General features: G+C 65.4%; 24 protein-coding genes. 12 read left to right on the forward strand and 12 right to left on the reverse strand.

The window, feature by feature from the left end:
* Nucleotides 1-55: 55 nt before the first annotated feature.
* A complete protein-coding gene (locus DN387_RS02335; protein ID WP_043862582.1) occupies nt 56-2,944 on the reverse strand; it encodes a ribonucleoside-diphosphate reductase subunit alpha in 2,889 nt (962 codons plus the stop codon).
* A 728-nt stretch (nt 2,945-3,672) separates the two neighbouring features.
* On the opposite strand from DN387_RS02335, the gene DN387_RS02340 reads away from it, so the two are divergent.
* From DN387_RS02340 to DN387_RS02350, 3 genes are read left to right on the forward strand one after another with little or no spacing between them, the layout of a single operon-like run.
* Complete coding sequence (locus DN387_RS02340; RefSeq protein WP_054914711.1) at nt 3,673-4,398, forward strand: response regulator transcription factor; 726 nt, start codon at nt 3,673-3,675, stop codon at nt 4,396-4,398.
* Nucleotides 4,395-6,026, forward strand: a complete 1,632-nt coding sequence (locus DN387_RS02345; protein ID WP_054914710.1) for an ATP-binding protein — start codon at nt 4,395-4,397, stop codon at nt 6,024-6,026. The genes DN387_RS02340 and DN387_RS02345 overlap by 4 nt, the downstream gene beginning before the upstream one ends.
* Nucleotides 6,013-6,528, forward strand: coding sequence for a (2Fe-2S)-binding protein (locus DN387_RS02350; protein ID WP_054914709.1), 516 nt, complete (start codon nt 6,013-6,015; stop codon nt 6,526-6,528). The genes DN387_RS02345 and DN387_RS02350 overlap by 14 nt, the downstream gene beginning before the upstream one ends.
* A gap of 9 nt (nt 6,529-6,537) precedes the next feature.
* Here DN387_RS02350 and DN387_RS02355 read toward each other — a convergent pair whose 3' ends face one another.
* Nucleotides 6,538-7,239, reverse strand: a complete 702-nt coding sequence (locus DN387_RS02355; protein ID WP_054914708.1) for a 4'-phosphopantetheinyl transferase — start codon at nt 7,237-7,239, stop codon at nt 6,538-6,540.
* A 102-nt stretch (nt 7,240-7,341) separates the two neighbouring features.
* Nucleotides 7,342-8,124: a dienelactone hydrolase family protein gene (locus DN387_RS02360; RefSeq protein ID WP_054914707.1), complete on the reverse strand. Its 783-nt coding sequence runs from the start codon at nt 8,122-8,124 to the stop codon at nt 7,342-7,344.
* 136 nt (nt 8,125-8,260) lie between these two features.
* Between DN387_RS02360 and DN387_RS02365 the strand changes: the two genes are divergently transcribed.
* From DN387_RS02365 to DN387_RS02380, 4 genes are all read left to right on the forward strand, one after another.
* A complete protein-coding gene (locus DN387_RS02365) occupies nt 8,261-8,863 on the forward strand; it encodes a hypothetical protein (RefSeq protein WP_054914706.1) in 603 nt (200 codons plus the stop codon).
* A gap of 111 nt (nt 8,864-8,974) precedes the next feature.
* A complete protein-coding gene (locus DN387_RS02370; protein ID WP_043862575.1) occupies nt 8,975-9,652 on the forward strand; it encodes a response regulator in 678 nt (225 codons plus the stop codon).
* Nucleotides 9,649-10,995, forward strand: coding sequence for an ATP-binding protein (locus DN387_RS02375; protein ID WP_043862574.1), 1,347 nt, complete (start codon nt 9,649-9,651; stop codon nt 10,993-10,995). Before DN387_RS02370 ends, DN387_RS02375 begins: the two co-directional genes overlap by 4 nt.
* Before the next feature lie 298 nt (nt 10,996-11,293).
* Nucleotides 11,294-12,622, forward strand: coding sequence for a dicarboxylate/amino acid:cation symporter (locus DN387_RS02380; protein ID WP_054914705.1), 1,329 nt, complete (start codon nt 11,294-11,296; stop codon nt 12,620-12,622).
* A gap of 111 nt (nt 12,623-12,733) precedes the next feature.
* On the opposite strand, the gene DN387_RS02385 is transcribed toward DN387_RS02380, so the two are convergent.
* Together DN387_RS02385 and DN387_RS02390 are read right to left on the reverse strand one after the other, a co-directional pair.
* Entirely contained in the window at nt 12,734-13,228 is a 495-nt protein-coding gene (locus tag DN387_RS02385; RefSeq protein ID WP_043862572.1) for a SprT family zinc-dependent metalloprotease, read from the reverse strand.
* A 128-nt stretch (nt 13,229-13,356) separates the two neighbouring features.
* Nucleotides 13,357-13,956 carry a Yip1 family protein gene (locus tag DN387_RS02390; protein WP_043862571.1) on the reverse strand — a complete coding sequence of 200 codons (600 nt, stop codon included), beginning with the start codon at nt 13,954-13,956 and terminating at the stop codon, nt 13,357-13,359.
* 268 nt (nt 13,957-14,224) lie between these two features.
* On the opposite strand from DN387_RS02390, the gene ttcA reads away from it, so the two are divergent.
* Both ttcA and DN387_RS02400 read left to right on the forward strand, forming a co-directional pair.
* Nucleotides 14,225-15,049, forward strand: coding sequence for a tRNA 2-thiocytidine(32) synthetase TtcA (gene ttcA, locus DN387_RS02395; RefSeq protein WP_054914704.1), 825 nt, complete (start codon nt 14,225-14,227; stop codon nt 15,047-15,049).
* Nucleotides 15,050-15,054: 5 nt separating this feature from the next.
* On the forward strand, nt 15,055-15,726 hold the full coding sequence (locus DN387_RS02400; protein ID WP_054914703.1) for a DNA-3-methyladenine glycosylase I: 672 nt from the start codon (nt 15,055-15,057) through the stop codon (nt 15,724-15,726).
* Between the two features lie 96 nt (nt 15,727-15,822).
* Here DN387_RS02400 and DN387_RS02405 read toward each other — a convergent pair whose 3' ends face one another.
* Genes DN387_RS02405 through arsC form a run of 3 tightly spaced genes read right to left on the reverse strand, consistent with a single transcriptional unit; the run spans nt 15,823 to nt 17,184 of the window.
* Nucleotides 15,823-16,236 (reverse strand): DUF2069 domain-containing protein, encoded by a 414-nt coding sequence (locus tag DN387_RS02405; protein WP_043862568.1) that lies wholly within the window; start codon nt 16,234-16,236, stop codon nt 15,823-15,825.
* Nucleotides 16,229-16,834, reverse strand: coding sequence for an NAD(P)H:quinone oxidoreductase (gene wrbA / locus DN387_RS02410; RefSeq protein ID WP_043862567.1), 606 nt, complete (start codon nt 16,832-16,834; stop codon nt 16,229-16,231). The genes DN387_RS02405 and wrbA overlap by 8 nt, the downstream gene beginning before the upstream one ends.
* Nucleotides 16,831-17,184, reverse strand: a complete 354-nt coding sequence (arsC, locus tag DN387_RS02415) for an arsenate reductase (glutaredoxin) (RefSeq protein WP_054914702.1) — start codon at nt 17,182-17,184, stop codon at nt 16,831-16,833. Before arsC ends, wrbA begins: the two co-directional genes overlap by 4 nt.
* Nucleotides 17,185-17,271: 87 nt before the next feature.
* Between arsC and DN387_RS02420 the strand changes: the two genes are divergently transcribed.
* The gene (locus tag DN387_RS02420; protein WP_043862565.1) at nt 17,272-17,736 is read left to right on the forward strand and encodes a TlpA disulfide reductase family protein; all 465 of its coding nucleotides are present in this window, start codon (nt 17,272-17,274) and stop codon (nt 17,734-17,736) included.
* Nucleotides 17,737-17,821: 85 nt separating this feature from the next.
* Here DN387_RS02420 and DN387_RS02425 read toward each other — a convergent pair whose 3' ends face one another.
* The 4 genes from DN387_RS02425 to DN387_RS02440 all read right to left on the reverse strand — a co-directional run bounded on the left by DN387_RS02425 (nt 17,822) and on the right by DN387_RS02440 (nt 22,502).
* Nucleotides 17,822-18,214 carry an META domain-containing protein gene (locus DN387_RS02425; RefSeq protein WP_078479811.1) on the reverse strand — a complete coding sequence of 131 codons (393 nt, stop codon included), beginning with the start codon at nt 18,212-18,214 and terminating at the stop codon, nt 17,822-17,824.
* 8 nt (nt 18,215-18,222) lie between these two features.
* Complete coding sequence (locus tag DN387_RS02430; RefSeq protein WP_043862563.1) at nt 18,223-18,660, reverse strand: hypothetical protein; 438 nt, start codon at nt 18,658-18,660, stop codon at nt 18,223-18,225.
* A gap of 31 nt (nt 18,661-18,691) precedes the next feature.
* Complete coding sequence (locus DN387_RS02435) at nt 18,692-19,681, reverse strand: 2-hydroxyacid dehydrogenase (RefSeq protein WP_043862562.1); 990 nt, start codon at nt 19,679-19,681, stop codon at nt 18,692-18,694.
* Between the two features lie 67 nt (nt 19,682-19,748).
* Nucleotides 19,749-22,502 carry a response regulator gene (locus DN387_RS02440; RefSeq protein ID WP_043862561.1) on the reverse strand — a complete coding sequence of 918 codons (2,754 nt, stop codon included), beginning with the start codon at nt 22,500-22,502 and terminating at the stop codon, nt 19,749-19,751.
* A gap of 213 nt (nt 22,503-22,715) precedes the next feature.
* Between DN387_RS02440 and DN387_RS02445 the strand changes: the two genes are divergently transcribed.
* A complete protein-coding gene (locus tag DN387_RS02445) occupies nt 22,716-23,432 on the forward strand; it encodes a response regulator transcription factor (protein WP_043862560.1) in 717 nt (238 codons plus the stop codon).
* Nucleotides 23,433-24,779, forward strand: a complete 1,347-nt coding sequence (locus tag DN387_RS02450; protein ID WP_043862559.1) for a sensor histidine kinase — start codon at nt 23,433-23,435, stop codon at nt 24,777-24,779. It abuts the gene before it with no gap.
* Nucleotides 24,780-24,927 lie beyond the last annotated feature (148 nt).

Raw genomic sequence — 24,927 nt, forward strand, 5'->3', positions numbered from 1 at the left:
GCCAGCGCCTACAGGGTAGGCGCAAGGCGCCGCTTGCAAGCGGCGCCTTCAGGCCTTACTGGCAGGCTTCGCAGTCTGGCTCGTCGATCGCGCAGGCTTTTGGCACCGGGGCAGGGCCGGCTGGCGCTGCCGCCTGGACCGGGGCGCTGTCACCACCGCTGGACACGGCGTTGAGCTTGCCGGTGCTGATGGTCGACTTCTCGGTGCTGGTGGCGGCCAGGGCACGGAGGTAGTAGGTGGTTTTCAGGCCACGGTACCAGGCCATGCGGTAGGTCACGTCCAGCTTCTTGCCCGAAGCGCCGGCAATGTACAGGTTCAGCGACTGGGCCTGGTCGATCCACTTCTGGCGACGGCTGGCTGCATCGACGATCCATTTGGTCTCGACTTCGAACGCGGTGGCGTACAGGTCCTTGAGCTCCTGCGGAATACGCTCGATCTGCTGCACCGAACCATCGTAGTACTTCAGGTCGTTGATCATGACCGAGTCCCACAGGCCGCGGGCCTTCAGGTCGTGGACCAGGTACGGGTTGATCACGGTGAACTCGCCCGACAGGTTCGATTTCACGTACAGGTTCTGGTAGGTCGGCTCGATCGACTGCGAAACGCCGGTGATGTTGGCGATGGTCGCGGTCGGTGCGATGGCCATGATGTTCGAGTTGCGAATGCCTTTCTGCACACGGGCACGTACCGGTGCCCAGTCCAGGCTCTCGTTCAGGTCGACATCGATGTACTGCTGGCCACGTTGCTCGATCAGGATCTGTTGCGAGTCCAGCGGCAGGATGCCCTTGGACCACAGCGAGCCCTGGAACGTCTCGTAGGCGCCACGCTCATCGGCCAGGTCGCAGGAGGCCTGGATCGCGTAGTAGCTGACCGCTTCCATCGACTTGTCGGCGAACTCGACCGCAGCGTCCGAACCGTACGGGATGTGCTGCAGGTACAGCGCGTCCTGGAAGCCCATGATGCCCAGGCCCACAGGGCGGTGCTTGAGGTTCGAGTTGCGCGCCTGCGGCACGGAGTAGTAGTTGATGTCGATCACGTTGTCGAGCATGCGCACGGCAGTGTTCACGGTGCGTTGCAGCTTGGCGGTGTCCAGCTTGCCGTCGACGATGTGGTTCGGCAGGTTGATCGAGCCCAGGTTGCAGACCGCGATCTCGTCCTTGTTGGTGTTCAGGGTGATCTCGGTGCACAGGTTCGAGCTGTGGACCACGCCCACGTGCTGCTGCGGCGAACGCAGGTTGCACGGGTCCTTGAAGGTCAGCCACGGGTGGCCGGTCTCGAACAGCATCGACAGCATCTTGCGCCACAGGTCTTTGGCCTGGACGGTCTTGAACACCTTGATCTTGTTGTACTCGGTCAGGGCTTCGTAGTACTCGTAGCGCTCTTCGAAGGCCTTGCCGGTCAGGTCGTGCAGGTCTGGTACTTCGCTTGGCGAGAACAGGGTCCACTTGCCGTCATCGAAGACACGCTTCATGAACAGGTCGGGGATCCAGTTGGCGGTGTTCATGTCGTGGGTACGACGACGGTCATCACCGGTGTTCTTGCGCAGCTCGATGAATTCTTCGATATCCAGGTGCCAGGTTTCCAGGTAGGCACAGACCGCGCCCTTGCGCTTGCCGCCCTGGTTGACCGCAACAGCGGTGTCGTTGACCACCTTGAGGAAGGGCACGACGCCCTGGGACTTGCCGTTGGTGCCCTTGATGTAGGAGCCCAGTGCACGCACAGGGGTCCAGTCGTTGCCCAGGCCACCGGCGAATTTCGACAGCATGGCGTTGTCGTGGATCGCGTGGTAGATGCCCGACAGGTCGTCCGGCACGGTGGTCAGGTAGCAGCTCGACAGCTGCGGACGCAGGGTGCCGGCGTTGAACAGGGTCGGGGTCGAGGCCATGTAGTCGAACGACGACAACAGGTTGTAGAACTCGATCGCACGGGCTTCCTTGTCTTTCTCTTCCAGCGCCAGGCCCATGGCCACGCGCATGAAGAACACCTGTGGCAGCTCGAAGCGCACGCCATCCTTGTGGATGAAGTAGCGGTCGTAGAGGGTCTGCAGGCCCAGGTAGGTGAACTGCTGGTCGCGCTCGTGGTTGATCGCCTTGCCCAGACGCTCCAGGTCGAAGTCGGCCAGGGCAGGGTTGAGCAGTTCGAACTGCACGCCCTTGGCCACGTAGGCAGGCAGCGCCTTGGCGTACAGCTCGGCCATTTCGTGGTGGGTGGCGCTGTCGGCCACTTCGAGGAAGCTCAGGCCTTCGGCACGCAGGGTGTCCATCAGCAGGCGGGCGGTGACGAACGAGTAGTTCGGCTCGCGCTCTACCAGGGTACGGGCGGTCATCACCAGGGCGGTGTTGACGTCCTTGATGGCCACGCCGTCGTACAGGTTCTTCAAGGTTTCGCGCTGGATCAGCTCGCCATCGACTTCGGCCAGGCCTTCGCAGGCCTCGGTGATGATGGTGTTCAGGCGGTTCATGTCCAGCGGCGCGAAGCTGCCGTCGGCCAGGCTGATGCGGATGCTCGGGTGCGGCTGTACTGAGGCGTCGGCCGGAGTGCGGGTGGCACGCTCCTTGGCACGCTGGTCACGGTAGATCACGTAGTCACGGGCGACTTTCTGCTCGCCGGCGCGCATCAGGGCCAGTTCGACCTGGTCCTGGATCTCTTCGATATGGATGGTGCCGCCCGAAGGCATGCGACGCTTGAAGGTGGCGGTGACCTGCTCGGTCAGGCGGGCGACGGTGTCGTGGATGCGCGACGAGGCGGCAGCGGTGCCGCCTTCAACTGCGAGGAACGCTTTGGTGATGGCCACGGTGATCTTGTCGTCGGTGTAGGCGACGACAGTGCCGTTACGCTTGATCACGCGCAGTTGGCCGGGGGCGGTGGCAGCCAGATCCTGGTTCGAATCAGCGGCCTGCGGCGCCAGCGCCTGCGGGTTCTCGCGAGTTGTGTCGGTTTGCATGGGTGTCTCCACGTTCTCTATGTTTGTTCAGATGCCTTTTGGGCACCTACCGTTCCGTCCGAAAGCTCGCCAACTTGCCCACCGGCGCATGCGCGCCTGGCCGGGCAGGGTCTACCGACTTCGGGACAGATCAGGAAAAAAAGGGGCAATCGCTTGCCGCTCCCTGGCCGAAGTCAAAGGTTCTGGGCCACGGCCCAAAAACTGTTGCTGACGGGGTTGCACTTGCAACACCCGTACCCGAAACAAGGCCCGTCGCGGGCTTGCACCGGTCGCCTTCCGCAGGAGCGGTTTGGCTGCGAATTTCAATCAAAGTTCAAGCAAAAAAAGCGCCTTTGAAGGCTTGAGTTCTCTGCTCCACTTGTGCTTGGATTTTTGTTCAAAACCCAACATGTAGTGTTTTGTCGCGCTGGGGATACAAGATAATGCGGTATCGGGGGTATTGCAAGGCAGTGGCCTGTGGATAACGTGTGGGTAGATTGTGCGTGATTATGGGCAAAGCCTTGTAGGCCGCGTCCCACCGCCATTCCGCCGCTCGTCACTCTTTTTTTGCCCGGGCAAAGCGTCGCAGGGGCATTTTTGAGGGCGCGAACCCTATCACAAAAAACGCACTTGTCCAGCGACTTTGGCGCGGCTTTTTCCGGCGCCCGGCAGTGGTAGTATCGCGGGCCAATGTTGCCCTTTATTGAAGGGCTTCACTCCAACAATAAAAAGCCCAGCCGAGGTGATCCGTGCAGCAGCCCAACAGTCAGGTGTTGATCGTCGAGGATGACGAGCGTCTAGCCGAGCTGACCCGTGACTACCTGCAAGCCAATGGCTTCGACGTGGCGGTGGAGGGCGATGGGGCGAAGGCGGCGGCGCGCATCGTGGCCGAGCAGCCAGACCTGGTGATCCTCGACCTGATGCTGCCCGGCGAGGACGGCCTGAGCATCTGCCGCAAGGTGCGCACGCAGTACAACGGGGTCATCCTGATGCTCACCGCGCGCAGCGAGGACCTGGACCAGGTGCAGGGCCTGGACCTGGGCGCCGACGATTACGTGTGCAAGCCGGTGCGCCCGCGCCTGTTGCTGGCGCGGATCAACGCCTTGCTGCGTCGCACCGAGGTGCCGGCCACCACGGGCGAGCGCCAGAGCCTGCAGTTCGGCCCGCTGCGGGTGGACAACACCCTGCGCGAAGCCTGGCTTGGCGACAACGGCATCGAGCTGACCGCTGCCGAGTTCGACCTGCTGTGGCTGCTGGTGAGCAACGCGGGGCGCATCCTGTCCCGCGAAGAGATCTTTACCTCCCTGCGCGGGGTGGGCTATGACGGCCAGGACCGCTCCATCGATGTGCGCATCTCGCGCATCCGCCCCAAGATAGGCGACGACCCCGACCACCCGCGCATGATCAAGACGGTGCGCAGCAAAGGCTACCTGTTCGTGGGCGAGGCTGCCCAGGCGCTGGGCCTGGTTGAATGAACTCGATATTCCTGCGCATCTACGGCGGCATGCTGGCCGCCCTGGTGCTGGTGGCGTTGCTGGGCGCGCTCAGCCTGCACCTGCTCAACGAGGTGCGTGCCGAGCAGTACCGCGAGCGCCTGGCCCACGGCACCTTTACCCTGATGGCCGACAACCTGGCCCCCATGAGCGATGTGGAGCGTACCCGGGCGCTGGCGATATGGGGGCGCCTGCTGGGCATTCCGCTGGCCCTCGCCTCGATCGATCAGGCCGCCCTCGACGGCAGCCAGCGCACCCGCCTGCAACGCGGGCATGTGCTGGTGCAGCGCACCGGCCCCCATGCGGCGCGGGTGCTGCGCCAGGTGCGCGGGCAGAACCTGTTGCTGACCGGCGAGGTGCAGCAGATCAGCGAGCAACTGGCCCGCGCCACCATCTACCTGCTGGCCGACGAACTGGTGCGTTACCCGGTGGGCGAGCAGCCGCAGCGCCTGGCCGAACTCAAGCAGAGCAAGGGGTTCGGCTTCGACCTGCGCCTGCTCAGCCTCGACCAGACCGACATGGACGGCGACCAGCGCCGTCGCGTCGACGAAGGCGACACCGTGATGGCGCTGGGCAAGGACGGCAACTCGATCCGCGTGTTCGCCGGCATGGTGGCCACGCCCTGGGTGCTGGAGATCGGGCCGCTGTATCAGATGAACCCGTATCCACCGCAGATGCTGCTGGTGATCGCGGCGCTGGGGCTGTGCCTGATCGGCCTGATCGTGTACCTGCTGGTGCGCCAGTTGGAGCGGCGTCTGTCGGGCCTGGAGGCGGCGGCCACGCAGATTGCCCAGGGTAGCCTGGACGTGCGCGTGGCAGCGGACGACGCCGACTCGGTGGGGCGCCTGGCCGCGGCGTTCAACCATATGGCCGGGCACCTGCAGCAATCGCTGAACATGCAGCGCGAACTGGTGCGGGCGGTGTCCCATGAGCTGCGCACCCCGGTGGCGCGCCTGCGCTTTGGCCTGGAGATGGTCGAGAACGCCAGCAGCGAGCACGCCCGCGAGAAATACCTGCTGGGCATGGACAACGACATTCAGGACCTCGACCGACTGGTCGACGAGATGCTCACCTACGCACGCCTTGAGCAAGGGGCGCCGGCCTTGAACTTCCAGCGTATCGACCTGGATGCCTTGCTCGACCAGGTGATTGCCGAACTGGCGCCGCTGCGCCGCGAGGTGCGGGTGCTGCGCGGGCCGTGCCAGGGCGGCGAGCAGGGGGCGTGGGTCGAGGCCGAGCCGCGCTACCTGCACCGCGCCCTGCAGAACCTGGTGAGCAATGCGATGCGCCACGCCGAGTCGCAGGTCAGCCTGAGCTATCAACTGGGCGCCCAGCGCTGTCGCATCGACGTCGAGGACGATGGGCCGGGGGTGCCGCAAAGCGCCTGGTCGCGCATCTTCACGCCCTTTACCCGCCTGGACGACAGCCGTACCCGCGCCTCTGGCGGGCACGGGCTGGGCTTGTCGATCGTGCGGCGGATCATCTACTGGCATGCCGGGCGCGCCCTGATCGGCAAGAGCGAGCGCCTGGGTGGTGCCTGCTTCAGCCTGAGCTGGCCACGCGCGCATGACGCGGAGCAGGCGCAGGAGGACGGCCTTGAGGCTCGCTGAGCTGTTGCGCCCCGACGCCTTCGATGCCCTGCTGCTGGGGCTGTACGGCCCCGAGCTGATGCCGGCGCAACGGCCGGTGCTGGTGTCGCAATGGTCCAAGTACTACTTCGCCGTGCTGTGGCGTGCGGCCCTGGTCGGGCGCGCCCCGTTGCAGGTTCAGGCGCTGGCGGTGATGCTGGATGGGCGCGGCCTGCCAACCGACCTGTCGACGTCCGCGGCGGTGGGCGGTGTGGCGGCGGTACTGGAACGGCACCTGCCAGCCATCGTCGAGCAACTGGCCGTGCTGGGCAGCGTGCCGGCGGCGGTGTTGTGGGGCAATGCCGGTGACTGCCTGGAGCAGATTGCAGGTGAGCGGCCCGAGGTCCAGCGGTTGCTCGGTACGCCCGGCAACCCGCTGTACGGCGCGGTGCGCTACACCCCTGACGGGCGGCGGGTCAGGCGCACCTGTTGCCTGAGCTACAAGGTCGAGTGGGTAGGGCGCTGCGCGCAGTGCCCGCTGTAAGCCTGCGGCTCACACGCTGACCAGGCTCAGCAACTGATCGCCCTGCAGGCTGAACTGCCCCTGGATTTCCCGGCCGTGGCACCACAGCGGCGACAGGTCGGTGAGCAGGCGCAGGCGGGCGTGGCCATCGGCGGACCATTCCAGCAGTTCGGCGTGCTCGAAATAGAAGCGCTTGTGCACGATGGGGTACAGCGCCTTGAACAGGCTTTCCTTGAGGGAGAAGGTCAGCGTGGTGGTCAGGCTCAGCTGGCTGCGGTCCATGCGCTGCAGCTCATCGGCAGTGAGGATTTCGCCCATCAGGCGTTCGGCGCGTTCGGCCTGCAGCAGGTTTTCCTGGTCCAGGCCCAGGCCCTGGCAGTCGCTGCTGCGGGCCACCACGGCGGCCGCCCAGCCCTTGCCGTGGGTGATCGAGCCGCTGATGCCGGCCGGCCATAGGGGGGCGCGGTCGTCGCCGGTGGCGGGCAGGTAGTCGCGCCCGTCCAGGCGCTGCAGGGCGGCGCGGGCGCACACGCGGCCGGCCAGGTACTCGGCCTGGCGCTTGGCCACCGAGCGTTGCAGGCTGGGGGTGGGTTCGATGGCGGCGCGCCGGAAGTCATCGGCGGCGAGGTTGGCCGGGTCGAAGGCGCAGCTGACCAGCACCGCACCGGGGACCGGGTGGGGCAGGGGCCAGTGGTGCTGGAGCGGGGCGCAGCAGTGCGGGAGTCGATTCATGGGCGCTATTGTGCCGTGGCCCACGAGCCTTCGCCAGCAACGCTGGCACCTACAGGTTCACGCGGCCTGCCGCAGGAGCCAGCGTTGCTGGCGAAGCGGGCTTCAGTGAAACACCTTCTTCAAGAACACCTGCAGGTCTGCCCACGAGCTTTCATCGGCGGCCTTGTCATAGCCGATATCCGGCCCGCCGTGCTCGCCGTGGCTCAGGCGGTCGGCATCCGGGTTGGTGAAGCCATGCTTGGCACCCGGGATGCTCACGAACTTCAGGTCGGCGCCCGCTGCCTCCATCTCCTTCCTGAACGCAGCCACCTGCTCGGGCGTGACCATGCTGTCGCTGGCGCCATGCTCCACCAGCAACGGCGCCTTCACACTGCCGCTGGTTGCCGGCGTGGCCGTCACCAGCGCTCCGTGAAAGCTCGCCACCCCCGCCAGCGGCTCACTGCGCCGCGCAGCGTCCAGCACCACCTTGCCGCCGAAGCAGTAGCCGATGGCGGCGATCTTGTCGGGGTTGGTCTGCGGCTGGATCTTCAGCAACTCGACCCCGGCATCGAAGCGTATTGCCGCCGTCTTCGGGTCTTTCAGGGCCGCCGCCATGAACGCCTGCGCATCGGCCGGGTGCTCGGTGTTCTTGCCGTCGCCATACATGTCGATGGCCAGCGCGCTGTAGCCCAGCCCGGCCAGGTCGCGGGCGCGGCGCTTGGCATAGTCGTTCAGCCCCCACCATTCGTGCACCACCACCACCCCGGGACGTTCGCCCTTCACGGCGTCGTCATAGGCGTAGTAGCCCACCAGGCGCTTGCCGTCGGCGTCCTGGTAGTCGATCTGGCGGGTTTGCACCGCAGCCTGGGCCAGGCCAGTGGCGCCGATCAGGGCAAGTGCGAGCAGGTATGGTCAGTCTCCTTTTTTCCGTTGATGCCCGCTCGTTCAGCCGGGGTTCAGCCAGCATTCAGCGGCGGTTCAGGGCGCCCTGCTTACTCTAGCTCCCACACAAACACCGCGCATCACTCTGGAGTACACACTCATGAAAAGACTCAATACCGTACTGATCGCCATCACCATGCTGGGTGCCAGCTCCCTGGTACAGGCTGCCGACACCACCTTCGCCGGCCTCACCTACGGCCAGACCAGCGACAAGATCAAGAAGTCCGGCCTGCTCAGCAGCAACACCGACCACCTCAACACCGACGGCATCATCAGCAAGGACGGCACCTGGGGTGCGCGCATTGGTCAGCAGAACGACCAGGGCCGCTACTACCTCACCTATGACAACGTCTCCAACAACCACAGCGGCCTGAAAATGCGCCAGGAAAACCTGCTGGGCAGCTACGACGTGTTCTATCCGCTGGGTAGCAGCACCAAGGCATTCGGCGGTGCGAGCCTGGGCGTGACCAAGCTCAGCCAGGAATCCTCCGGCTACAGCCGCGACACCGACACCGGCTACGCCTACGGCCTGCAGGCCGGCGTACTGCAACAGGTCAGCAGCAATGCTTCGGTCGAGCTGGGCTACCGCTACCTGCGCAGCAACGCCACCACCGAACTGTCCGAGCACGACGGCGACAAGCTCGGTGCCCTGCGCCTGAAAAGCAGCGCGCAAACCTACCTGTCGGCCAACTACCTGTTCTGAACCCCCGCGCAATACCCGAACCGGCCTTCACTCTGGCCGGTTCGCTGTTATTCTGCCGTTATGTAGCGAGATGCCCGGCCAAACAGGCCGGGCCTGGTTATGGAGGAGCGTATGAAACTGCTGGTGGTCGAGGATGAAGCCCTGTTGCGGCATCACCTGTTCAGCCGTCTGAGCGAAAGCGGGCATGTGGTCGAAGCGGTGGCCAATGCCGAGGAGGCGCTGTACCAGGCCGAACAGTTCAATCACGACCTGGCCATCGTCGACCTGGGCCTGCCGGGCATGAGCGGGCTGGACCTGATCCGCCAACTGCGCAGCCAGGGCAAGACATTTCCTATCCTGATTCTCACCGCCCGTGGCAACTGGCAGGACAAGGTCGAAGGCCTGGCCGCCGGTGCCGACGACTACGTGGTCAAGCCGTTCCAGTTCGAAGAGCTGGAGGCGCGCCTGAATGCGCTGCTGCGCCGCTCCAGCGGCTTCACCCAGTCGACCATCATCGCCGGCCCCCTGCGCCTGGACCTCAACCGCAAGCAGGCGCTGCTCGATGACCAGCCCCTGGCATTGACCGCCTACGAATACCGCATCCTCGAATACCTGATGCGCCATCACCAGCAGGTGGTGGCCAAGGACCGTCTGATGGAGCAGCTGTACCCCGACGACGGCGAGCGTGACCCCAACGTGATAGAAGTGCTGATCGGCCGCCTGCGCCGCAAGCTCGAGGGCGACAACGGCTTCAAGCCCATCGACACGGTACGTGGCCTGGGCTACCTGTTCACCGAGCGCTGCCTGTGATTCGTTCGCTGCGCCTGCGCCTGATGCTGGCCGCAGCGGTGCTGGCGCTGCTGTTCATGCTGGCCCTGTTGCCGGCCCTGCAGAAGGCCTTCAGCCTGGCCCTGCAGGAGTCCATCGAGCAGCGCCTGGCCTCGGACGTGACCACGCTGATCTCGGCGGCGCGCATAGACGGCGGCAAGCTGCAGATGCCCGATCTGCTGCCGGACGAGAAATTCAACCTGCCCGACAGCCGCCTGCTCGGCTACATCTACGACCGCCAGGGCAACCTGGTGTGGCGTTCGCGTGCCACCAACGACGAGAACATCAACTACACACCCCGCTACGACGGGCGCGGCAACGAGTTCGCGCGCATCCGCCAGGACCACGGCGAGGAGTTCTTCGTCTATGACGTGGAGGTCAAGCTGCTGGGCGGCAAGAGCGCGGCCTTCAGCATCGTTGCCCTGCAACCGGTGCGCGAGTACCAGCAAACCCTCAACGGCCTGCAAGAGAAGCTCTACCTGGGCTTTGGCGCGGCGCTGCTGGCCCTGATGCTGCTGCTCTGGGCCGGGCTGACCTGGGGCCTGCGCTCGCTGCGGCGCATGAGCGTGGAGCTGGACGACGTGGAGTCCGGCGCCCGCGAGGGCCTCAGTGCCGAACACCCACGCGAGCTGTTGCGCCTGACCGGCTCGCTCAACCGCCTGCTGCGCAGCGAGCGCGAGCAGCGCGGGCGCTACCGCGACTCGCTGGATGACCTGGCGCACAGCCTCAAGACCCCGCTGGCGGTGCTGCAAGGGGTCAGCGAAAGCATGGCCCAGCGCGAAGGCGAGCGCGAGCAGGCGCGGGTGCTGCAGAGCCAGATCGAGCGCATGAGCCAGCAGATCGACTACCAGTTGCAGCGCGCCAGCCTGCGCAAGAGCGGCCTGGTGCGCCACCAGGTGGCCTTGCACCCGCTGCTCGACAGCCTGTGCAGCACCCTGGCCAAGGTCTACCGCGACAAGCAGGTGCACATCACCTATGCAGTGCCCGACCAGGCACTGGTACCCATGGAGCAGGGCGCATTGCTCGAACTGCTCGGCAACCTGCTGGAAAACGCCTACCGTCTGTGCCTGGGGCAGATCCGCATCAGCCTGCGGGTCAGCGACACGGCGCTGGAGCTGTGTGTCGAGGACGACGGCCCCGGCGTACCGGTGCACCAGCGCGAGCGTATCCTGCAGCGGGGCGAGCGCCTCGATCGCCAGTACCCGGGGCAGGGCATCGGCCTGGCGGTGGTCAAGGACATCATCGAGAGCTACGACGCCACCCTCACTCTCGACGATTCGCCCCTGGGCGGCGCTGCCTTCCGTATCCGCTTTCCGCTCGACTGAGCGCCTGCCACATTCCGCCCAGTGGGCGGATTACCGCCATCATCGGGTCTATTCTTTGAGTGCCGGGCGGAAATCCGCCAACTGGCGCGTCCTGCCTTGCTGCCTTGCGGTGCACGAAATGCCCTGAAACAGGGTGTTTGCACCGCCTTGGCACATCCTGGCATCAGCCTTGCTATTGACTCCGCAGAGCATTGCCACGCAGCTCGACACAACAAATCCCTCCAATGCAGGAGGGTTCGCGCTTTAGGTGCCGATCGCCTCCTGGGAAGGATGGGCCGGCACATTGAGGAAAATAGCCATGACGACGCGTCAGCCGCTGTACAAATCGCTGTATATCCAGGTGATCATCGCCATCACCATCGGTATCTTGCTGGGTCACTTCTATCCCGACACCGGTGTGGCGCTCAAGCCGCTGGGTGACGGTTTCGTCAAACTGATCAAGATGGTCATCGCCCCCATCATCTTCTGCACCGTGGTCAGCGGCATCGCCGGCATGCAGAGCATGAAATCGGTCGGCAAGACCGGCGGCTACGCGCTGCTCTACTTCGAAATCGTCTCGACCATCGCGCTGATCATCGGCCTGGTCGTGGTCAACGTGGTCAAGCCGGGTGCCGGCATGCACATCGACGTGACCACCCTCAACGCCAGCAGCGTGGCTGCCTATGCCGCCGCCGGTGCGCAGCAGACCACCGTCGGCTTCCTGCTCAACATCATCCCCAACACCGTGGTCGGTGCCTTCGCCAACGGCGACATCCTGCAGGTGCTGATGTTCTCGGTGATCTTCGGTTTCGCCCTGCACCGCCTGGGTGCCTACGGCAAGCCGCTGCTGGACCTGATCGACCGCTTCGCCCACGTCATGTTCAACATCATCAACATGATCATGAAGCTGGCCCCGATCGGTGCCTTCGGTGCCATGGCCTTCACCATCGGCCAGTACGGCGTGGGTTCGCTGGTGCAGCTGGGCTACCTGATGGCCTGCTTCTACATCACCTGCCTGCTGTTCATCCTGGTGATTCTGGGCGGTATCGCCCGTGCCCACGGCTTCAGCGTACTCAAGCTGATCCGCTACATCCGTGAAGAGCTGATGATCGTGCTCGGCACCTCGTCGTCCGAGTCGGCCCTGCCACGCATGCTGGCCAAGATGGAGCGTCTGGGCGCGAAGAAATCGGTGGTTGGCCTGGTGATCCCGACCGGCTACTCGTTCAACCTGGACGGCACCTCGATCTACCTGACCATGGCTGCGGTGTTCATCGCCCAGGCCACCGACACCACCATGGACATCACCCACCAGATCACCCTGCTGCTGGTGCTGCTGGTGGCCTCCAAGGGTGCTGCAGGCGTTACCGGCAGCGGCTTCATCGTGCTGGCCGCGACCCTGTCGGCGGTCGGCCACCTGCCGGTTGCCGGCCTGGCGCTGATCCTGGGTATCGACCGCTTCATGTCCGAAGCCCGCGCCCTGACCAACCTGATCGGCAACGCGGTGGCAACCGTGGTGGTGGCCAAGTGGGTCAACGAGCTGGACGAAGACAAGCTGCAAGCCGAGCTGGCTTCGGGTGGTTCGCCGCTGGTCGACACCCGTCCTACCGACGACCTGGGTGTCGCCGAAGGTGCGGTACGCCAGGGCTGAGGTTAGCCAAACGCAAAAAGCCCATCTTCGGATGGGCTTTTTTTTGTGCCTGTGCAGGCGTCTTCGCCGCAAGGCCGGCTCCTGCAGGGCGCTGGCTTGCCGGCGAAGCGTCTACTCCACCCGCGTCTCGCCGGTGAACACCAGCGTCTGCCGACACCGCCGGCACAGATACCGCCGCCCCTGACGCACCAGCCCGTGGCGCTGCGCCGAGAACGGAAAGTCACTGCCCGCACATGGGCACTTGTAGATGTAGCGGGTCACGCTGCGGCGCTTGACTGCATAGTTGTGGCAGCGGTTGGGTGGCAGCTCGTACACCCCGCGCATGATCAGCTGCCACTCCTCGCCATGGGGCTGGATGCGGTCGCCGAACAGTTGATGCGCCACCAGGTGCGCGACTTCGTGGGGCACGGTCTGGCGCAGGAAGTCTTCACTGTTCTCGCGGTACAGCTGCAGGTTGAAGCGCAGCAGGTTTTCGTGCAGGTGCGCGACACCGGCCTTCTGCCCGCGCAGCTTGAAGCTCACCTCGGGACGCAGGAAGGGGCGCTTGAAAAAACTTTCGGCTTGCTGGTAACAGCTTTCGACGCGGGAATTGAGCAGCTCTGGCATATCGGTTGGACACTCCTGGCCGGCAATTATGCCGCAACCCGGGCGGCGCTGCCGAGACCGCTGGTCCGCACAGCATCAAGCCGCCTTGCGGCGGCCTGATGGGTACAGCCCCTAGGTTGGCGTATTGTCTAGCTGGTGTAGACGGGCCCCACGCCCAGTCCCCAGACGATCACGGTGAAGGCCATGATGGCAACCAGCACCACCAGCCCCACCGCCAGCACCGAACTCGAGAACAGAAAGCCCTCGTCGGACGGGATGTTCATGAAGGTCGGCAGGCCCACGTACAGCAGGTACACCGTGTAGCAGATGGCTGCCGTGCCGACGATCATTCCCAGCCACAGGTGCGGGTACAGCGCCGCCAGGCCGCCGATGAACAGCGGGGTGGCGGTGTAGGTGGCGAACGCGATGCATTGGGCCATGCTCGGGGTGGCGTCGTAGGTGCGCGCCATCCAGTGGATGAAGGCGCCCATCACCGCGACGCCGCCCAGCATGGCCAGGTAGGACATCACGGTCATCCAGATCGCGCTGTCGACGGTGAGCATGACCGGTGCGCGGTTGCCGATCACCCAGCCCACCTGGGTGGTGCCGATGAACGCGGAAACGGCGGGTATCGCCGCCAGTATCAAGGTGTGGGTCAGGTACATGTGGCTGATGGTTTCGTCTTCGCCACGGATTTCTTTCCATTCCTGGTCAGGATGGGTGAACAGCCCCAGAACGTGATGGATCATGCCAGTCACTCCCTCGTTGTTGCCATCGCCCCCCAGCGGAGCGCTTGCGCGGCCCAGTGGCTGGGCCTGACGGGATCAGGTCACGCTTGCTGTGGCCTTATGACGCAGTATAGGAAGGGGTTCGCTGCACAAATCCGCTTTTTTAGAGCAAATTGCGCTGTAAGCGCGGCGCTTCATTTCCTTGCAGTCTTTATCGGATGGGCTACGCGAGCGTCAGGTTTGTGCGTAAAATGTGCCGCTTTTGTCACACCTTGCGGATTCAATCGCCATGGGCACCCTTTCGGTCAACCAGAACAAACTGCAAAAACGCCTGCGTCGCCTTGCCGGCGAAGCCGTCGCCGACTTCAACATGATCGAAGAGGGCGACAAGGTCATGGTCTGCCTGTCGGGCGGCAAAGACAGCTACACCATGCTCGATGTTCTGCTGCACCTGCAGAAAGTGGCGCCGATCAAGTTCGACATCGTCGCGGTCAACATGGACCAGAAGCAGCCAGGCTTCCCCGAGCACATCCTGCCGGCCTACCTCGCGACCCTGGGCATCGAGTACCACATCGTCGAGAAAGACACCTATTCGGTGGTCAAGGAACTGATCCCGGAAGGCAAGACCACCTGCTCGCTGTGCTCGCGCCTGCGTCGCGGCACGCTGTACACCTTCGCCGACGAGATCGGTGCGACCAAGATGGCCCTGGGGCATCACCGCGACGATATCGTCGAGACCTTCTTCCTCAACATGTTCTTCAACGGCACGCTCAAGGCCATGCCGCCCAAGCTGCGCGCCGACGACGGTCGCAACGTGGTGATCCGTCCGCTGGCCTACTGCGCCGAGAAGGACATCCAGGCCTACTCGGACATGAAGCAATTCCCGATCATCCCGTGCAACCTGTGCGGCTCGCAGGAAAACCTGCAGCGCCAGGTGGTCAAGGACATGCTGGTGGAGTGGGAGCGCAAGACCCCGGGCCGCACCGAGAGCATCTTCCGCGGCCTGCAGAACGTGGTGCCGTCGCAGCTGGCGGACCGCAACCTGTTCGACTTCACCAACCTGCGCATCGATGAGACCGCCACCCCACGGTTCGTCGATGTTCTGAACCTCTGACCGGCATGCGCGATTATCAGTGGCTGCATGAATTCTGCCTGAACCGCTTCGGTTCGGCGGCGGCGCTCGAGGCGCACCTGCCCGAGCCGTTGAGCCCGGCGCAGCTGCGCCAGATCAGCGACGACCGCTACCTCTCGACCATGGCCCTGCGGGTGTTTCGCGCCGGGCTCAAGCACAGCCTGGTGGACGCCAAGTGGCCGGCGTTCGAGCAGGTGTTCTTTGGCTTCGACCCAGAGAAGGTGGTGCTGATGGGCGCCGAGCACCTGGAGCGGCTGATGCAGGACACCCGCATCATCCGCCACCTGGGCAAGCTCAAGAGCGTGCCGCGCAATGCGCAGTTCATGCTCGACGTGGCCAGGGAGAAGGGCAGTTTCGGTGCGTTGATCGCCGACTGGCCGGTGACCGACATCGTCGGCCTGTGGAAGTACCTGGCCAAGCAGGGCAACCAGATGGGCGGGCTGTCGGCGCCGCGTTTTCTGCGCATGGTCGGCAAGGACACCTTCGTGCCGAGCAATGACGTGGTGGCGGCGCTGGTGGCGCAGGATGTGATCGACCGGCAGCCGACCAGCCAGCGCGACCTGGCCACCGTGCAGCAGGCGTTCAACCAGTGGCATGCCCAGAGCGGGCGGCCGATGTGCCAGTTGTCGATGATGCTGGCGTATACCGTCAACCATTGAGATCGACGGTGTCGCAATCGCGGGTCAAGCCCGCTCCCACAAGGACCGTGGTAATCCTGTGGGAGCGGGCTTGACCCGCGATAGGCGCGCCGCCTATCAGACGCCTTCCCCCGCCACCCGCCGCTCATACTGAAAGCGCCAGCGCACAAACAGCAGCGCACTCACGAACAGCACCAGGCTGATCCCCACTTCCAGCCACCCCAGCAGCGCCCGCGCCGGGTCGAACGCGGCCAGCACGCCCTTGATGAAGTACAGGTTCACCACGAAGCACGTCCACGCATGGGCCCGTGCACTGCCCATCAGCATGCCCGGCAGCACCAGCAGCAACGGCACCAGCTCGATGGCCAGGATCACCCCCACGCGCGCGCCGTGCAGGTTGGCGAACCACAGGTTGTTCACCGTCAGCAACGCCATCAGGCTGAAAAACGCCACCAGGCTCAGCACCCGGGTAGCGCGCACACGTGGCTCCAGCCACTCCAGCGGCGGCAGCACCTTGGGCTTCTTAGCCACGGCCGTTCTCCAGCAGTTTGGCAGTGCTCGCCAGGCGCTGGCCCAGGGCACGGCACAGGGCGATCTCGTCGGCGTCCAGGTCGCGCTTGCCATCGGCCCCGGCATGGTGGCTGGCGCCATACGGCGTGCCGCCGCCCCGGGTGTCGAGCAACGCCGATTCGCTGTAGGGCAGCCCCATGATCAGCATGCCGTGGTGCATCAGCGGCAGCAGCATCGACAGCAGGGTCGACTCCTGGCCGCCATGCAGGCTGGCCGTGGAGGTGAACGCCGCCGCCGGCTTGCCCACCAGCCCGCCGCTCAGCCACAGGCTGCTGGTGCCGTCGATGAAATACTTGAGCGGCGCGGCCATGTTGCCGAAGCGCGTCGGGCTGCCCAGGGCCAGGCCCGAGCAATGGCGCAGGTCGTCGAGGGTGGCATACAGCGCGCCGTTCTCGGGGATGTCGGGGGCCACCGCTTCACACTCGGTGGAAATCGCTGGCACCGTGCGCAGGCGCGCCTCCAGCCCACCCAGTTCGACGCCACGGGCAATCTGCCGGGCCATTTCGCTGGTGGAGCCGTGGCGGCTGTAGAACAGGATCAGGATATAGGGCGCGCTCACGGCAGAATCTCCAGCACCTTCTCGGGCGGCCGGCCAATCACGGCCTTGTTGCCCGCCACCAGGATCGGGCGTTCGATCAGCTTGGGGTGCCGGGCCATGGCGTCGATCAACTGGTCGTCGCTCAGGGCCGGGTCGGCCAGGCCCAGGGTCTTGTATTCGTCTTCGCCACTGCGCAGCAGCTGGCGTGCGCCGATGCCCAGCTTGCCGAGCAGGGCCTTGAGGGTGGCGGCGTCGGGTGGGGTTTCCAGGTAGCGCACCACCTCCGGGGTCAGGCCACGGGCTTCGAGCAATTCCAGCGCGCCACGGGACTTGGAGCAGCGCGGGTTGTGATACAGGGTCAGTTCGGTCATGTTCGGGGTCGCATCCGGCAGGGGGTGGCGGCTATTCTAACCGCAGCGAATTGGCATTTTGCCTGAATCTTGAAGAAGGATTGACCCATGACAAGGCGATTGGCAGCAGCCCTGGCCATCACCGCGAGCCTGTTGCTCGGCGGATGCGGTGTGGACTACGGCCTCGACCAGAACGGCAATGCGGTGAAAGCCGAGCAGATCGAAGGGCGCTGGGTGGTGCTCAACTACTGGGCCGAATGGTGCGGGCCGTGCCGCACCGAGATCCCCGAACTGAACGCAGCCGCCAAGGACTGGCAGGCGCAGGGGATCACCGTACTGGGGGTGAATTTCGACGGCTTGCGCGGCGATGAGCTGAAAAAGGCCAGCCAGGCGCTGGGCATCGACTTCACCGTGCTCGCCGACGACCCGGCCGAGCGCTACGACCTGCCGCGCAGCGAGGCGCTGCCGGTGACCTACATCATCGACGACAAGGGCAAGGTGCGTGAGCAGTTGATGGGCGAGCAGACGGCCGAGGGGCTGGCCGAGAAGATCAAGGTGCTCAAGGGCGCCTGATCGGCGGTGCGCCCATCGCGGGTCAAGCCCGCTCCCACAGCGTTGTGGGGGCGGGCCTGGCCCGCGATGCAGGCGATGCGGTCTGTCAGCCTTCCTCAGGCCAGAAGCGCAGCGGCTTGCCCTGTTCGGGCCAGAAGCGCACCTGCTCGATCGGCGAGATGTCCCAGCGCTGCACGGTCTCCAGCGCCTTCAGAAAGCGCTTTTCCTGCTCCATCAGCGCCGGCGCGCACTGCTTGCGCGTGCTGCCCACCGGGCCAAAGCTGAGTTTCTCGCCGTCCAGCGTATACGGCGCAAACCAGTGGTTGCAGCCGGCATTGCCATACGCCCGGCCATCCTCGGCCAGCGTCAGGGTCAGGTGGCTGTAGTCGATCAGCGGACGTTCGCCAATCCACTCCAGCACGTAGCTCTGCTCCTGTTGCAGCTTCATCGGCTCGGCTGCACAACCGGCCAGGGTCGCGACCACCGCTGCACAGACCATCACGGGTTTCACTTTGCAGCCTCCTGGCATTTCGGGCACAGGTGCTTGTCGCCCTGTGTGCGCCAACCCAATTCGGCGATGCGCGCCACGGCCGCCGGCTTCTGCGCCTTGGTGCCCAGCTTGGCATCCACGGCGAATTCGAAGTCCAGGGTGGCCTGGCAGCCATCGCAGTTGACCTGCCATGCATGAATCGCCAGCTCGCCGAACACCGGGCCCGCCGCTACCGCCACCCACTGGCCGGTGGGGTTGATCAGGTGGCGCACGGTCTCGACCGTCAGGCGCATCGACAGGGTCTTGCTGCCCTTGAGGGTCACCAGCAGTACGTCGCCTTTCTGGATCGAGCCACCGTTGCCGGTGACCTGATAGCGACCGGGTACCAGCGAGCGGCATTCGATCAGGGTGTGTTGCGGATTGAACAGGGTGTAGCGGAAATCGTGTTCGACCATGGGTCCTCCAAATATGGCGCGTATCCTAGCATCATCCCTCGACCAGATTCTGCGGATTGCCTGCCGCCCAGCGGGCAATGTTCTCCAGCGTGGTGGCGGCGATCGCCGCCAGTGCCTCGCGGGTCAGGAAGGCCTGGTGCGCGGTCACGATCACGTTGGGGAAGGTCAGCAGCCGCGCCAGCACGTCGTCCTGCAACGGCAGGTCGGAGCGGTCCTCGAAAAAGATCTGCGCCTCCTCCTCGTACACGTCCAGCCCCAGGTAGCCGAGCTGGCCGCTCTTGAGCGCGTCGATCAGCGCCGGTGTGTCGACCAGCGCGCCGCGCCCGGTATTGATCAGCATGGCGCCCGGCTGCAGGCTGGCCAGGCTCTGTGGGTTGATCAGGTGCCTGGTCTGCGGCGTGAGCGGGCAGTGCAGGCTGATGATGCGCGATTCGCGCAGCAGCTCCGGCAGGTCCAGGTAACGTGCACCCAGCGCCTCCACCTCGGGGTTGGGGTAGGGGTCGTACGCCAGCAACTGGCAGCCGAAGCCTGCCATGATCCGCGCAAACGCCAGGCCGATCTGGCCGGTGCCGACCACGCCGACGGTCTTGCCGTGCAGGTCGAAACCGGTCAGCCCGTGCAGGCTGAAATCGCCCTCGCGAGTGCGGTTGTAGGCACGATGCAGGCGGCGATTGAGGGCAAGAATCAGGGCCACGGCGTGTTCGGCCACCGCATGCGGCGAGTAGGCCGGCACCCGCACCACCGTCAGCCCAAGGCGCTTGGCGGCGGCCAGGTCGACATGGTTGTAGCCGGCCGAGCGCAGCGCGATCAGGCGCGTGCCGCCGGCCTTGAGGCGGCTCAGCACCGGCGCCGAGAGGTCGTCGTTGATGAACGCGCACACCACCTCGTAGCCTTCGGCCAGTGCCGCGGTGTCTTCGGTCAGGCGCGCGCCTTGAAAGTGCAGCGCCAGTTGCGTGGCCCCTGGCGCGCTGCTGAAGCTGTCCTGGTCATAGTGTTGGCTGCTGAAGAGCAAGGCTTGCATGGCATGGTTCCCAAGGGTCGGATGCCGTCAGTGTAACCAACCGGCAAGGCCCGGGCCTTGCCAGAGATCAGGCGCTCTGGCGGGCCACGGTCGTCAGGCGGTTGATGGCCTGGTCCAGTTCGTCGAGGGCACGCTGGGCCTCGGGGTCGTCCTGCTTGAGGAGGGTTTCGCTGCGCTGGCAGGCGGCGCGCAGCTGCGGTACGCCGCAATAGCGCGTGGCGCCATTGAGTCGGTGCACGCGCTCGATGGTGGCGTGGCGGTCGTCGGCCTCGCGGGCGCAGCGGATCGCGTCGCGGTCGGCATCCAGCGAAGCCAGCAGCATGGCCAGCATGTCGGCGGCCAGGTCCGGCTTGCCTGCCGCCAGGCGCAGGCCTTCCTCAGGGTCCAGCACCTTCAGGTCGTTGCCGTCGACCGGCAGTTCGGCGCCGCGCTCGTTGGTCGGGCTGCCCAGTTGCAGGCCGGTCCACTTCAGCACCACCTGGGCCAGCTGGCGCTCACTGATCGGCTTGGTCAGGTAGTCGTCCATGCCGCTGTGCAGCAGGGCGCGCTTCTCGTTGGCCATGGCATGCGCGGTCAAGGCCACGATCGGCAAGGCCGGGGCGCTGCGCGTGGCCTCCCACTGGCGGATCTGTTCGGTGCATTCGCGCCCGTCCATCACCGGCATCTGCACGTCCATCAGCACCAGGTCGAAGTGCTCGTCCTGCACTGCGCTGATCGCCGCATGGCCGCTGTCCACCGCCAGCACATCGGCGCCGAGGTCTTCGAGCAGGGTCTGCACCAGCAGCAGGTTGGCCGGGTTGTCGTCCACGCACAGCACGCGGGGCTGGCGCTGGCCGCTGGGCACCTTGTATTCGCCGCTGGTACGCCTGGGCTGCACCAGCTCGAGCAGGGCCCGGCGCACCTTGCGCGTACACGCAGGCTTGGCGTGCAGCTGGCCGTGGGCATTGGGCAGGTGCGGGTGGTACAGCGCCTGTTCGGTGGTGGGGCACAGCACCAGGGCCTGACAGGCAAAGTGCTCCAGGCGCTGGATGTACTGGCCCAGGCGCTCGGGCGCCAGCGATTGCAGGTTGACCCCCATGATCGCCAGCTCGAACGGCTGGCCGGCAAGGAAGGCGGCCTCGATGCCCTTGAGCAACTGCTCGCTGGTGGTGAAGGTGGTCACGTCCAGGCCGCAGTCCTGCATCTGGTGCGCCAGTGCCTGGCGGGCCAGTTCGTGGTCGTCCACGATTGCCATGCGCCGGCCTTGCAGCGCCTGGGGTGGCAGGTCCTCGGCGTCGTCGCGGGCCTTGGGCAGGTTGAGGCTGATCCAGAACTGCGAACCCTCGCCCGGGGTACTGTCGACGCCGATCTCGCCGCCCATCTGTTCGATCAGGCGCTTGGAGATCACCAGCCCCAGGCCGGTGCCGCCGGGCTGGCGCGACAGCGAGTTGTCGGCCTGACTGAAGGCCTGGAACAGGGCACGCACATCCTGGCTGGACAGGCCGATGCCGGTGTCCTGCACGCAGATGCGCAACTGCACGCTGTCTTCGGTTTCGTCATCGAGCATGGCGCGGGCAACGATGGTGCCTTCGCGAGTGAACTTGATCGCGTTGCTCACCAGGTTGGTGAGGATCTGCTTGAGCCGCAGCGGGTCGCCCACCAGCGACAGCGGGGTGTCGCGGTACACCAGGCTGACCAGTTCGAGCTGCTTGGCGTGGGCCGCCGGGGCGAGGATGGTCAGGGTGTCCTGGATCAGGTCGCGCAGGTTGAACGGGATGCTGTCGAGCACCAGCTTGCCGGCCTCGATCTTGGAGAAGTCGAGGATCTCGTTGATGATTCCCAGCAGGCTGTCGGCGGATTTTTCGATGGTACCCAGGTAGTCGAGCTGGCGCGGGGTCAGTTCGCTTTTCTGCAGCAGGTGGGTAAAGCCCAGGATGCCGTTGAGCGGCGTGCGGATCTCGTGGCTCATGTTGGCCAGGAATTCGGACTTGATGCGGCTGGCTTCCAGGGCTTCCTTGCGCGCCATGTCCAGCTCGATGTTCTGGATCTCGATGGTCTCAAGGTTCTGGCGCACGTCCTCGGTGGCCTGGTCGATGCTGTGCTGCAGCTCTTCATGGGCGTTGTGCAGGGTTTCGGCCATGCGGTTGATGCCATTGGCCAGTTCATCCAGCTCATGGCTGCCCAGGCTCGGCAGGCGCTGTTCGAGGTTGCCGTCCTTGAGCTGGTTGACCGCGAACTTGATCTGCCCGATGGGGCCGTTGATGGTGCGGCTCATGCGCAGCGCCAGCAGGGCGGTCGCGCCCAGGCCCACCAGAATCAGCAGCAGGCTGGCGAACAGGCTGCGGTAGCCGCGCAGCAGCGTGCCATCGTGGGACAGCTCGATCTCGACCCAGCCCAGCAGGCGGTCGGCTTCACCGGGAACCCGTTCGCCGGCCAGCTCGCGATGGCGGCCGAACACCGGCAACAGGTAGCGCGTGGCATCGTTGCCGCTGCGTTGCAGCAACTGGGTGCCGCCACCGCTGGGCTGCTGGTTGAGCATGCTCGGGCCGGCGTGGGCCAGGTGGCTGCGGTCGGGGTGCAGAAACGACACGGCGCGCACGTCGGCCTGCTCCAGCGCCTCGGCGGCGATGCGCTCGAGCTGCGCCGAATCGTTGCGGGCCAGCACCGGGGCCACCAGGGGCGCCAGTTGCTCGGCGATCATGCGACCGCGTTGCAGCAGCTGGGCCTGCAGTTCGCTTTGCTGCAACCAGGTGAAGTAACCACCCAGCACCAGTGCCATCATGCTGGCCGGGAGCAGGGCGAGCAGCAGTACGCGGCTTCTGATTCCCAATCGATTCAGCACGCCCACTCTCCTGTGCTCGGTTAGCGCTGTAGGACCTTCGTCGGCATGTTCCGACGACCCAACTCTGAAAACTACCGCGACTGTGTATCTAATGCACTCATTTGTATCTGTTTTTGTCGATTGTAGGAGGCGCAGGTGCTTTTGTCGGCGCGTGTTGCTTGCATGGGGGGAATGCTCAATAATCGAGCGATTGAGAATTGCTAGCACCCGCCAATGAATCCCGTCGCCATTAACGCCTCAAACATACTTGCCATCGAGGACGATCCGGTCCTGGGTGCCCACCTGCACGAGCAGCTCGAGCGCAGCGGGTTTCTGGTGACCTGGTGCCGCGATGGCCGCGAAGGGCTGCAGATGGCTCGCCAGCGCAGCTTCGATGTGGTGCTGATGGATATCCTGCTGCCCGGCCTGAACGGGCTGGATGCCCTGGCGCGGCTGCGCGAGAAGAGCTCGATACCGGTGATCCTGATGTCGGCGCTGGGCGCCGAAGGCGATCGCATCACCGGCTTCCAGCGCGGCGCCGACGACTACCTGCCCAAACCGTTCAGCATGGTCGAGCTGCGCGTGCGCATCGAGGCTATCCTGCGGCGGGTGGCGCTGGAGCGCCGGCACCAGCCGGGGGAGGGCACGCCCGCGGGCGAACTGGTGTTCGATGAACTGGCCTGCGATGTGCTCCACGGGCAGCAGCGGGCCGGCCTGACCTTAAGCGAGTACCGCCTGCTCGACACCCTGCACCGCAGCCATGAAGAGGTGTTGAGCAAGGCATTCCTTTATCAGCACGTATTGCAGCGCGGCTATGCCCGGCATGACCGCAGCCTGGACATGCACGTGAGCCAGATCCGCCGCAAGCTCAAGGCCATCGGTTACCTGGAGCGCCAGGTGCGCACGGTGTGGGGCAAGGGCTATGTGCTCAGCGCCAGCGAGGACCTGTAGGTGCTCAGCCGTCATTCCCTGTTCTGGAAGCTGGCCTTGCTGCTGGTGGTGTTCTGCCTGCTGATGATTGCCCTGAGCTGGCAGTGGGGCCGGCACATGGAGATCCGCAACGCCTACCTGTCGCCCAAGGCGCGCGCCACCCTCGAAGACTACGCCCGCGAGGCCGAAAACGCCGTGCGCCGTGGCGGGCAGGCCGGCGTGGATGCGTGGCTGACGCAGATGCACGAGCGCGAGCGCGGTTTCGTGGGCGTGATCGGCAGCGATCTGCAATCGCTGGGCAGCGTGCCGCTGACCGACGCCCAGAGCCAGCGCCTGACGTTTCTGCGCGGCACCGACTGGCCGGTAAGCCGGCATTCGGCGCGCTCGCCGTGGATGCTCGTGCCGTTCCCGGACGACTCCAGCCTGGGCAGCCTGGTGATCGAACTGCCGCAGCGGCTGATGCCGGGGCGCCTGAACATGCTGTTCTGGCGCATGGTCACCAACGGCCTGATCCCCGGCTTGCTGACCCTGGTGTTCTGCGTGGGCCTGTATCGCATGCTGATTCGCCCGCTGAGCCAGTTGCGCGAGCAGGCCAATGCCTGGCGCGCCGACCGGCTCACCGCGCGGGTGGCCAGCGACACCACCAGCCGCAAGGACGAGTTCGGCGAGCTGGGGCGCGCCTTCGACGACATGGCCGAGCGCCTGCAGGGCACGGTGGCCCTGCAGCAGCAGTTGCTGCGCGACCTGTCCCATGAAATGCGCACGCCGCTGAGCCGCCTGCGGGTGGCCAGCGAGGGCGAGACCGACCTGGAGGCGCTGCGCGAACGCCTGGGCCGGGAAGTGGACAACATGCAGCGCCTGGTGGAAGACGCCCTGCAACTGGCCTGGCTGGACGCCGAGCGCACGCAGTTGGTCAGCGAACCGATCCAGGTGCAGGCGTTGTGGGAGATGCTGGCGGAGGATGCCTGCTTCGAAAGTGGCTGGCCGCGGGAGCAACTGGTGTGCACGCTGGGGGCCGACTGCTGGGTGCAGGGCAACCTCAACAGCCTGGCCCAGGCGTTGGAGAACATTCTGCGCAATGCCATTCGCCACTCGCCGCCGGGCGGGGTGATACGCCTGGCGGGAAGCCGCCAGGGGGGCCAGTGGCTGCTGTGGCTGGAGGACGAAGGCGGAGGCGTGGACGAGGCGCAGCTGGAACACATCTTCGCGCCGTTCACCCGCCTGGACGACTCGCGGCCGGGGAACGGCGGCTTCGGCCTGGGCCTGAGCATTGCGCGCAATGCCCTGCAGCGTCAGAGCGGGCAGCTGTGGGCGCAGAACAATGCCAAGGGCTTGCGGGTGAACATGCAGCTGCCGGCGGTGATCTAGCACCGCTTCGGCTGTAGGCGCCGGCCTTGCCGGCCAATGCACCACCACCGTTTCAAGTTGCTGCGCGCGGGCTGCTTATATCCCTCGGCTATAACCCTCAACCATTGCGTGATATGGGCCAAAGCCGTTTGCCGGTATGATAGGCGCC

The sequence above is a fragment of the Pseudomonas sp. FBF18 genome (assembly GCF_024261405.1).
Taxonomy (GTDB): Bacteria; Pseudomonadota; Gammaproteobacteria; order Pseudomonadales; family Pseudomonadaceae; genus Aquipseudomonas; species Aquipseudomonas palmensis.